At 34.4% G+C, this 10,172-nt stretch carries 9 protein-coding genes; 8 read left to right on the top strand and 1 reads right to left on the bottom strand.

All coding sequences use genetic code 11. The features are described 5' to 3' along the window. The first annotated feature begins 243 nt into the window (after window positions 1-243). Window positions 244-852 carry a superoxide dismutase gene (locus tag AC3ASS_RS12665; protein WP_488283888.1) on the top strand — a complete coding sequence of 203 codons (609 nt, stop codon included), beginning with the start codon at window positions 244-246 and terminating at the stop codon, window positions 850-852. Window positions 853-1,263: 411 nt separating this feature from the next. Here the strand turns inward: AC3ASS_RS12665 and AC3ASS_RS12660 are convergent, their stop codons facing one another. Then, the gene (locus AC3ASS_RS12660; RefSeq protein ID WP_488283887.1) at window positions 1,264-1,752 is read right to left on the bottom strand and encodes a DUF7878 domain-containing protein; all 489 of its coding nucleotides are present in this window, start codon (window positions 1,750-1,752) and stop codon (window positions 1,264-1,266) included. A 212-nt stretch (window positions 1,753-1,964) separates the two neighbouring features. Between AC3ASS_RS12660 and AC3ASS_RS12655 the strand changes: the two genes are divergently transcribed. The 7 genes from AC3ASS_RS12655 to pstB (AC3ASS_RS12625) all read left to right on the top strand — a co-directional run bounded on the left by AC3ASS_RS12655 (window position 1,965) and on the right by pstB (AC3ASS_RS12625) (window position 10,064). Then, window positions 1,965-3,212 carry an MFS transporter gene (locus AC3ASS_RS12655; RefSeq protein ID WP_488283886.1) on the top strand — a complete coding sequence of 416 codons (1,248 nt, stop codon included), beginning with the start codon at window positions 1,965-1,967 and terminating at the stop codon, window positions 3,210-3,212. Window positions 3,213-3,340: 128 nt separating this feature from the next. Continuing rightward, entirely contained in the window at window positions 3,341-5,467 is a 2,127-nt protein-coding gene (locus AC3ASS_RS12650) for a peptidoglycan D,D-transpeptidase FtsI family protein (protein ID WP_488283885.1), read from the top strand. A 170-nt stretch (window positions 5,468-5,637) separates the two neighbouring features. Continuing rightward, on the top strand, window positions 5,638-6,543 hold the full coding sequence (locus AC3ASS_RS12645) for a phosphate ABC transporter substrate-binding protein (RefSeq protein ID WP_488283884.1): 906 nt from the start codon (window positions 5,638-5,640) through the stop codon (window positions 6,541-6,543). An 83-nt stretch (window positions 6,544-6,626) separates the two neighbouring features. Further along, on the top strand, window positions 6,627-7,550 hold the full coding sequence (gene pstC / locus AC3ASS_RS12640; RefSeq protein ID WP_488283883.1) for a phosphate ABC transporter permease subunit PstC: 924 nt from the start codon (window positions 6,627-6,629) through the stop codon (window positions 7,548-7,550). Continuing rightward, a complete protein-coding gene (gene pstA, locus AC3ASS_RS12635; protein WP_488283882.1) occupies window positions 7,550-8,437 on the top strand; it encodes a phosphate ABC transporter permease PstA in 888 nt (295 codons plus the stop codon). The genes pstC and pstA overlap by 1 nt, the downstream gene beginning before the upstream one ends. A 22-nt stretch (window positions 8,438-8,459) precedes the next feature. Next, window positions 8,460-9,275: a phosphate ABC transporter ATP-binding protein PstB gene (gene pstB, locus AC3ASS_RS12630; RefSeq protein WP_488283881.1), complete on the top strand. Its 816-nt coding sequence runs from the start codon at window positions 8,460-8,462 to the stop codon at window positions 9,273-9,275. Window positions 9,276-9,287: 12 nt separating this feature from the next. Further along, a complete protein-coding gene (gene pstB / locus AC3ASS_RS12625; RefSeq protein WP_488283880.1) occupies window positions 9,288-10,064 on the top strand; it encodes a phosphate ABC transporter ATP-binding protein PstB in 777 nt (258 codons plus the stop codon). Window positions 10,065-10,172 lie beyond the last annotated feature (108 nt).

Raw genomic sequence — 10,172 nt, 5'->3', positions numbered from 1 at the left:
TCCTCACTATAACTCAAAAAAGAAATAGTGGGTAAGATCACCCGTCGATGACCTTACCCACTAATCTTAGTATGTTTCTAATTGAAAAAGAATTTTTAGTATGTTTGTTGAAAGTTAGGGAGATATTATTTTCGAAGGCGAAATCATTGAATCAACAAAGTAAATTTGTTAATCTATTGATAAAGGCTTTAGTAAAAATAACCATCTAAAGCTTAATAACATACATAAAAGGAGGAAGAAAAAATGGCATACGAATTACCACAATTACCGTATAGCTACGATGCATTAGAGCCTCATATTGACAAAGAAACAATGAATATTCACCACACAAAACATCATAATACTTACGTAACAAACTTAAACAATGCGTTAGAAGGAAATACAGAATTATTAAGTAAATCCGTAGAAGATTTAATTTCTAACCTTGATGCAGTTCCTGAAGCGGTACGTACAGCTGTAAGAAACAATGGTGGAGGACATGCAAACCATTCACTATTCTGGCAAATTTTATCTCCAAATGGCGGCGGTGAACCTACTGGAGAATTAGCTGAAGCTATCAACAAAAAATTCGGAAGCTTTGAAGCATTTAAAGAAGAATTTACAAAAGCAGCTACTACTCGATTCGGTTCTGGTTGGGCTTGGTTAGTCGTTAATAACGGTGAACTTGAAGTGACAAGTACTCCAAACCAAGATTCACCTTTAATGGAAGGAAAAACTCCTATTTTAGGTTTAGATGTTTGGGAGCATGCATATTACTTAAAATATCAAAACCGTCGTCCTGAATACATTAACTCCTTCTGGAACGTTGTAAACTGGGAAGAAGTTAACAAACGTTACAACGCAGCAAAATAATCATATTAATCAAATTTATTTTTCCAGTTTTCCTCTGAATAAAAATCGAAGGGGATTTAATAAACGGTTTTAGATATTCTTTCAATAAAAATTCAATACAAAATCAATGCGGAGAAGGCTGGATCCATTTCGGGTTCAGTCTTTTTTATATGTTTACAAATCGTTTATATATCTATATTTTTTTCAATTGGATGAACTATACTCTATTATTCCAATAGATCCTCATTGCATTTAGAGAAAAACTTAGTTCCAGCATAGTTACCGAAAACACTGTTACTAACACCTGATTTTTATCATAATTGGGAAATAGGATTTTACTTGGAGTTTGGAAATAGTAACTAAGTCTTTCCCTATGGAACTTTGTTTGTCCCTCGGAGAGGTTTGAATTCAAACCTCTCTTTTTGTTTGCTATTAATCGTCCGAACCAGGATCTTTTATCAATGGGATATGTCTTATGAATTTTTTTAACTCAATTCCAAAGTAATTTTCTATATCTCGTTTTAGATTTTGCTCTAATTGAATAAATTCCTCAACAATATAGTCTAAATTAAAAACATTGTATAAATCTTGCTCTGCCCAGATAGATTTCACTCTTGCTTTATTGGAAAATGGAATTAAAGACAAAATGGCACCACCTTCATAATCGTCATATTCAATTGTATAATAATGAAATTCTGGAATATGTTCATCAGTGACTCTATCTTTCCATTCGTATAATGCTTTATAAAATTCTAAAATAGCGAGCTCTGTTTCAAAGTATAACTTATTATTGATTTTTATTGTAAATGTAGCTTCTACCGCTAATATGGTTGGAACATCACGTTTATTTTTATTTGAAATAATTTCATTATCAACTACAAAATTGTATGCAAAAGTTATTTTATTGGAAATGCTGTTCATATTCTTCACCTTCCATTTATGTAAAAAACATGTCATATGTTGTTTTGGTTCCTTCTCCAGTATCGGAAATTTGTTCTTCGGAATCATACATTTTACAAGATTCAATATGAAAAAAGAACTCTTTATTATTTAATTATGATAAATTCACCAATAAAAAGAGAATATCTTTTCTCTCTTTTTCAAAAACTATTTTTTGAAAAGGGGAGTTTTACATGAACGAAATTGTTAAAGGAAGGAAATGGCTTGGAAATGTAGAAATCACGAAAGATTTAATATTGCTTTTACTTATTGGTGGATTATATTCGTTAAGTGTTGCGATTTCAAATACATTTGTCAACATTTATTTATGGAAGCAAACGGGAGAATTCAAAGATTTAGGTATATACAATTTGACAGTCACAATTGTACAACCACTTATTTTTATTTTAGCTGGTAGATGGGCAAAAAAAATTGACCGAGTCATTGTTTTAAGGCTAGGTGTCATTTTTTTATCTTTATTTTATTTAACGGTGTTAATTATTGGTACGAACGCTAATCAATTTCTCATCGTGCTTGGGGGATTATTAGGTATTGGATACGGATTTTATTGGTTAGCTTTTAATATATTAACGTTTGAGATTACAGAACCGGAAAATCGTGATTTTTTTAACGGTTTTTTAGGAATTCTATCTTCATTCGGTGGGATGATAGGACCAATTTTAGCAGGTTATATCATTTCTAGGATGGAAAATTTCACTGGTTATACTCTGATTTTTTCTTTTTCGTTAGCGTTATTTACATGCGCGGTTATATTAAGTTTCTTTATTAATCGTAGAAGTGCAAAAGGAAAATATTATTTTGTTCGTATTTGGAAGGAACGAAAAAGAAATATTAATTGGCGTTTGATTACAAATGCTCACATATTTCAAGGATTACGAGAAGGAACGTTTATGTTCGTTATCAGTGTATATGTTTTTTTATCAACGGGGAGTGAATGGGCTTTAGGTAAATTTGGTCTTATAAATTCAGCTGTTTCTTTTATTAGTTATTTTTTAGCAACACGGTTTATTAAACGAAAAGACCGAAAAAAAGCTATATTAATTGGTGGGCTGCTTTTATATGCATCCATTTATCTAATCGTCTTTAATTTTACATACTTACGATTACTCGCTTATGCTGCAGTAATCGCCATAGCTTACCCAATTTTATTAGTTCCTTATGTGTCAACTACTTATGATGTAATCGGGCATGGATGGAAAGCGGCAGAAATGAGAATTGAATATATTGTCGTTAGGGAAGTTTTCTTACATATTGGTCGTTCGATCTCTATTCTCCTTTTTTTATTTTCCATTACCTTTTTTTCACCGAAAGAAAGCATTCCTATTTTATTAATGTTTATTGGTGCGGGACATTCGATCATTTACTTTTTTATACGGAAAATACATTTCCAAAACGAAAGAACAAAGGAGTCTCTTACTTGAGTCTCCTTTTTTTACGTCAACAATTACCAATGCTCTTTCTATTTATTGCACGTTCCTTTATAGAAAAATATCTCTTTTTCTTATACAATAAAGAATGGAATATTCCAAGGAGAAAAGGAGGGGGACGAATGAACAAAAAGAAAAATAAATCGCATATCCCGATAAGAATGAATTTACTCTTTTTTGCCGTGTTTATCCTTTTTTCAATCCTTATTTTACGGCTCGGAGTTGTTCAAATCGTTAATGGGGAAGAATTTACGAAACAAGTAAGAAAAACGGAAGAAACCCCTGTGAATAAAAACGTTCCTCGTGGGGAAATTCTTGATCGGAATTATCAATCTATCGTATACAATGTACCGCTTAAAGCGATCACATATACTCCTCCCAAAAATCCAAAACCGAAAGAAATGCTGGAAATTGCTGAGAAACTTGCTTCTATTATAGAAATGAATGAAGAAGATTTCAAAAAAGTAACGGACAGAGATAAAAGGGATTTTTGGCTTTTAACGAATAATAACGGGGAAGATAAAATTACGAAAGAAGAATATAAAAAATTCCAAGAAGGTAAATTAACGAATGCTGAGTTGGACGATTTAAAACGAGAGAGAATTACCGATGAAGAATTAAGTACGATTGATTTAGAAGTGGCTGCTATTTATCGGAAAATGGCCTCTGCCTATGCTTTATCCGAAGTAATAATAAAAAATAAAAACGTAACGGATGAAGAATTTGCCATTGTTAGTGAAAATTTATCACAACTACCAGGTGTGGACGTCACAACTGATTGGCAAAGAGAGTATGCGTATGATCATACACTTAAAACTGTTTTAGGCAATGTAACGAATAATGATGAGGGTCTACCTGAAAGTGACTTATATTATTATTTATCCCGTGACTATAATTTGAACGATCGTGTTGGAAAAAGTTACATTGAGAAACGATATGAGTCTGTATTGCATGGAAAAAAAGCAAAGTCAAAAATGGTAACGGATAATAATGGTAACGTATTAGGAACAGAATACATCCACGAAGGAGAAAGTGGAAAAGACTTAATATTAACTATTGATATGGAATTACAAACTAAAGTTGAAGAAATAATTGAGAAAGAATTACTAGCAAGTATTAAGAGACCAAGAACTGAAACGTTAGATCGTGCCTTTGTTGTCTTAATGAATCCAAATACTGGTGAAATCTTGTCAATGGCCGGAAAACAATATAATCGTGAAACTGGAAAAATGGAAGACTTTGCTTTAGGAACATATACACAAACATTTGAACCTGGTTCAACTGTCAAAGGAGCAACGATATTAACCGGTTATCAATTAGGTGCAATCCAACCAGGAACGCGTTTTTACGATGCACCTTTACAATTAGGTGGACAAATAAAAAAATCTTGGACGAACATGGGTTGGGTGGATGATCTTAAAGCATTAGAACGTTCATCCAACGTATATATGTTTTATACTGCATTAAATATCGGTAAAGGAAGATACGTTCCTGGAAGTCCATACATTGGAATTTCGGACGCAACTGAACCGATGAACAAAATGCGCTATTATTTTAGTCAATTTGGTCTAGGAGTTGAAACCGGCATTGACCTTCCAAATGAAGAATCTGGTTTAAAAAATAAACCTGATAACCCGGGGTTATTACTGGATTATGCCATTGGACAATATGATACGGTTACACCTTTACAGCTTGCTCAATATGTTTCAACAATTGCTAATGGCGGATATCGAATGAAACCGCAAATTGTAAAAGAAATAAGAGAACCACAAGCAGATGCTGCTTTAGGGCCTATTATTGAAGAAATTAAGCCACAAATCTTAAACCGTATAGATATGAAAGATGAGTGGATCAAACGGGTTCAACAAGGGTTTTATCAAGTTTTCCATGGAAGTCAAGGAACTGCATCTTACTACTTTTCCAATGAATCATATAATGCAGCTGGTAAAACAGGAACGGCCGAGACATTTTATTACGGACCGAATAAAAAATTATGGGGAACAAAAGTATATAATCTTACATTAATTGGATACGCTCCATACGATCAACCGGAAGTGGCCATGTCTATTGTTGTACCTTGGGCTTATTATGGCGTTTCACCTAGTGGCCATAGTCCGAATAACGTAATTGGTCAACAAGTATTAAGAGCTTACTTTGAACTTAAAGAAAAAAGGATGAAAAATGATTTAGAAAAAAACGAAGATAAGAAAAACGAAACTGACGAAGATAATGATCAAGATGAACAATAATTGATTGACTTGAGGATTGAAATATCTTCAAGTCTTTTTTTGTTTTATTGATTCGTTTGAAAATTTTAATTTTTATTTACAAAAGCTTTACATTGTATTTAAACAAGATTAATAGTTTCTCTTTATGATGAAAATGAAAGTCAAAATAAATGTTTTAGGGGGAAACTTGAATGAGACAGTTAAAGAAATGGACGATTGCTATGTTCATAACAACCATCACGCTAATACTTGCCGCATGTGGTTCAAAAGAATCGAACACAAGTAATAGTGGTAATAAAAACGATGGAGAATTATCAGGTACAATCGTGATTTCCGGTTCTTCTGCCATGCAACCATTAGTAGCTGCGGCAGCAGAAGCGTTCATGGATAAACATCCAAACGTTGATATTCAAGTGAATGCAGGTGGATCAGGAACAGGCTTAAGTCAGGTTGCTGAAGGATCTGTTGATATTGGCAATTCAGACGTTTTTGCAGAGGAGAAAGAAGGGATTCCAGCTGACGAATTAGTTGACCATAAAGTGGCAGTTGTTGGGATGACGGCAGCTGTTCATCCGGAAGTTGGGATAACAAACATTTCGAAAGAAGATTTAATCAAAGTTTTTACAGGGAAAATAAAAAACTGGAAAGAGTTAGGTGGAGCAGATCAAGAAATTGTTTTGGTGAATCGTCCAGATTCTTCTGGAACTCGTGCAACGTTTGTGAAATATGGTTTAGATAATAATGAACCAGAAGAGGGAATCACTGAAGACTCCTCTAATACCGTTAAAAAAATTATCTCAGAAACAAAAGGTGCAATCGGTTATCTAGCATTCTCTTATTTCACAGATGATTCTATTGTAGCGTTATCGATTGATGGAGTTGAACCAACAGTTGAAAATGTCCTAAATGGTCAATTTCCAATCTGGGCCTATCAACATTCCTATACAAAAGGGGAACCAACAGGGGTAATCAAGCAATTTCTAGACTTCATGTTTAGTGAAGAAGTTCAAAATACTATTCTTCCAGCGCAAGGATACATTTCATCTGCGAAAATGAAAGTAGAACGTGATGCTAAAGGAAATATAACGCAAAAATAATAGATGATAATTTTCAAAAGGGGTAGGTGTGTCCCTTGAGGGCACATTTACCCTATGATTGGATGTAATGAGGTGGAGCGAACATGGAGAAAACACTCAATTTGAAAGATCACCGATTAGTGAAGAAAAGAAAAAAGAAATTAAATGGGGGAGTTCGTGGGAAGTGGATAGTTTCTATTAGTGCTTTCATCATTATTGGGCTGACACTAGCAATCACCATCTTTTTAACTATAAAAGGTTTACAATCTTTTATAAAAAATGGACTAAGTCCTATTGAGTTTTTAACAAGTATAGAGTGGAATCCGACTTCAAAAGATGATCCATCCTTCGGTGCCTTACCGTTTATTTTTGGCTCATTTGCAGTTACTTTTCTTTCAGCATTCATTGCAGCTCCATTAGGCATAGGAGGTGCGATATTTATGACAGAAATTGCACCTAAATGGGGGAGGAAATTTCTTCGTCCCGCCATCGAGCTTTTAGTTGGTATTCCTTCCGTTGTATATGGATTTATTGGGTTAACTCTGTTAGTCCCATTTATTCGTGAACATGTTGGTGGCTTAGGATTTAGTTTATTATCTGGAACAATCGTTTTATCCATTATGATCTTGCCAACAGTCACATCGATTGCAACCGATGCGATGAGTTCACTTCCTAATAGTTTAAGAGAAGGTTCCTATGCTTTAGGAGCTACACGTTGGCAGACGATAAGAAAAGTACTTATCCCCGCCGCTTTCCCATCATTATTAACAGCGGTTGTACTAGGGATGGCTAGAGCATTTGGAGAAGCATTAGCTGTACAAATGGTTATCGGAAATGTACGGAATTTTCCAGAGTCCATTATCGATCCTGCCGCAACTTTAACGACAATCATTACGTTAAATATGGGTCATACCACTTATGGAAGCTTAGAAAATAACTCGCTTTGGTCATTAGGTCTTATTTTACTTATGATGTCATTTATTTTTATACTAGTGATTCGCTATCTTTCATCTAGGAGGAAAGTTTAATGAATCGAAAACTTGCTAATCTTTTGGCAACAGGTATGTTTGTCACCATTGCCATGATCATTGTTTCATTACTAGTTGCTTTATTTTCTTATATCGTCGTTCAAGGGTTTCAAAAATTAAATATAGAATTTTTCACATCGCCATCTAGTAATATTCGTGCCGGTGGTGGGATAAGAGATCAGCTGTTTAATTCATTTTACATCCTTTTCTTGACGATGATTATGACGGTTCCTTTAGGTGTTCTAGGTGGAATATATATGGCTGAATACGCAAAGCCAGGGAAATTGACTAATTTTATCCGCTCATGTATTGAAGTTTTATCTTCCTTACCTTCGATTGTCATTGGAATGTTTGGGTTATTAGTGTTTGTTAATACTACCGGTTGGGGATACACCATTATTGGCGGTGCATTAGCATTATCTATTTTCAATATTCCGATCATGGTTAGAGTAAGTGAAGATGCTATCCGATCTGTTCCTAGAGAGTTGAAAGAAGCAAGTTTATCATTAGGTGTCACACACTGGCATACGATAAAAACTATTTTACTACCAGGAGCATTCCCTGGAATTTTAACAGTGGCTATTTTAGCATCCGGTCGGGTTTTTGGTGAAGCAGCCGCATTATTATTCACCTCAGGTTTATCGACACCTAGATTAGATTACATGAACTGGAATCCATTTTCGGAAACATCTCCATTAAACATTTTTAGACCAGCCGAAACATTAGCCGTGCATATTTGGTCGGTAAATACTCAAGGACTTATTCCAGATGTGTCGGAAGTAGCGAGTGGAGCATCAGCCGTTCTCGTCATCTCTGTTTTGTTATTTAATCTTTTCGCACGCTGGATTGGAAATGTCATTCATCAAAGATTGACAGCTGTGAGATAAAAAGGCAAAGGATGTGAATGATATGTCAGGCATTCTTCATTTAGAAAATCGTCTTACACCTAATAAGGAAGAAATAAAAGAAAAAGACAATGTTTTCAAGATAAATCATTTAAATGTTTTTTATGGTGTAAACCATGTTGTGAAAAACGTAAGCATGGATATCGAGAAACATTCCGTTACAGCTCTTATTGGTCCATCCGGATGTGGGAAATCTACATTTCTTAGAACGATTAATCGTATGAATGATTTAATTCCTACGGCAAAATGTGAAGGAGAGATTATTTACGACGGGATTAATTTGTTGAGGGAAGATGTGGATGTAGTTTCTTTAAGAAAAGAAATTGGAATGGTATTTCAAAAACCAAATCCATTTCCGAAATCTATATACGATAATATTACTCATGCACTTAAGTTTGCGGGGATCAAAAGTAAAAAGGACTTGGATGATATCGTTGAAGAAAGTTTAACAAAAGCTGCCCTTTGGGATGAAGTGAAGGATCGACTTCATCATTCTGCCTTATCTTTATCCGGTGGCCAGCAACAAAGATTATGTATTGCAAGAACGATTGCATTAAAACCGTCTGTATTATTACTTGATGAACCTTGTTCGGCATTAGATCCAATATCGAATGCAAAGATTGAAGAGCTAATCACCCAATTAAAAAAAGATTACTCCATAATTATTGTTACGCATAACATGCAGCAAGCTAAAAGAATTTCCGATCAAACAGCGTTTTTTCTAAATGGAAACTTAGTTGAGTATGACAAGACTGAAATAATTTTCAATAAACCAAACGAAAAGAAAACAGAAGACTACATTTCCGGTCGATTCGGTTAAGGAGGAAAGACGATGCCATCAGTGATGACGAAATCAAAACCCGTATTAACGATCCATGATTTTAACCTTTGGTACGGAAAACATCATGCCCTAAAAAACATTAATCTTACCATCGAAGAAAAAGAAGTTACTGCCATTATCGGACCTTCTGGATGCGGGAAATCGTCTTTTTTAAAAGCGCTAAATTTAATGGTCAATATGGTTCCAACTGTAAAATTGTCCGGTGAAATAAATTTTAGAGGGAAAAATATCTTAAACAATAAATCCGACTTAGAGAATATTAGAAAAGATATCGGTATGGTATTTCAAAAAGGAAATCCTTTCCCACAATCTATTTATGATAATGTTGCTTTCGGTCCCAGAATCCACGGGATTAAAAAGAAAAGAGAATTGAATGAAATAGTGGAGAAAAGTTTAAAAGATGTTGGACTTTGGGATGAAGTGAAGGATCGTTTAAAAGACCCTGCTTTAGGATTATCAGGGGGACAACAACAACGTTTATGTATAGCGAGGGCCATTGCAACAAAACCGACAGTTCTACTTATGGATGAGCCGACATCTGCTCTAGACCCGATATCAACAGCGAAAATAGAGGAACTGATTTTGCAACTGAAAAAAGACTATACAGTAGTCATCGTAACTCATAATATGCAACAAGCTTTCAGAGTATCGGATCAAACAGCATTTTTCTTAATGGGGGAACTTATTGAAAGTAATGAAACATCTGTTATATTTTCAAGACCACAAGATCAAAGAACGAAAGATTATATAACAGGTAGATTCGGATAAAGATTGAAAAATAAATAAATATGATAATAACAAACATACTAAGATTAGTGGGTAAGGTCATCGACGGGTGATCTTACCCACTATTTCTTTTTTGAGTTATAGTGAGGA

Source organism: Bacillus sp. JST-5 (assembly GCF_057747715.1).
The sequence above is the reverse complement of the archived record's forward strand: the minus strand, read 5'-3'. Positions and strand labels throughout refer to the sequence as shown.

What these genes read in the sequence shown, in the direction of transcription:
- pstC (WP_488283883.1), top strand. Translation starts at nt 6,627, where the DNA reads ATGGAGAAAACACTCAATTTGAAAGATCACCGATTAGTGAAGAAAAGA.
- pstB (WP_488283880.1), top strand. Translation starts at nt 9,288, where the DNA reads ATGCCATCAGTGATGACGAAATCAAAACCCGTATTAACGATCCATGAT.
- AC3ASS_RS12655 (WP_488283886.1), top strand. Translation starts at nt 1,965, where the DNA reads ATGAACGAAATTGTTAAAGGAAGGAAATGGCTTGGAAATGTAGAAATC.
- pstA (WP_488283882.1), top strand. Translation starts at nt 7,550, where the DNA reads ATGAATCGAAAACTTGCTAATCTTTTGGCAACAGGTATGTTTGTCACC.
- pstB (WP_488283881.1), top strand. Translation starts at nt 8,460, where the DNA reads ATGTCAGGCATTCTTCATTTAGAAAATCGTCTTACACCTAATAAGGAA.
- AC3ASS_RS12650 (WP_488283885.1), top strand. Translation starts at nt 3,341, where the DNA reads ATGAACAAAAAGAAAAATAAATCGCATATCCCGATAAGAATGAATTTA.
- AC3ASS_RS12665 (WP_488283888.1), top strand. Translation starts at nt 244, where the DNA reads ATGGCATACGAATTACCACAATTACCGTATAGCTACGATGCATTAGAG.
- AC3ASS_RS12660 (WP_488283887.1), bottom strand. Translation starts at nt 1,752, where the DNA reads ATGAACAGCATTTCCAATAAAATAACTTTTGCATACAATTTTGTAGTT.
- AC3ASS_RS12645 (WP_488283884.1), top strand. Translation starts at nt 5,638, where the DNA reads ATGAGACAGTTAAAGAAATGGACGATTGCTATGTTCATAACAACCATC.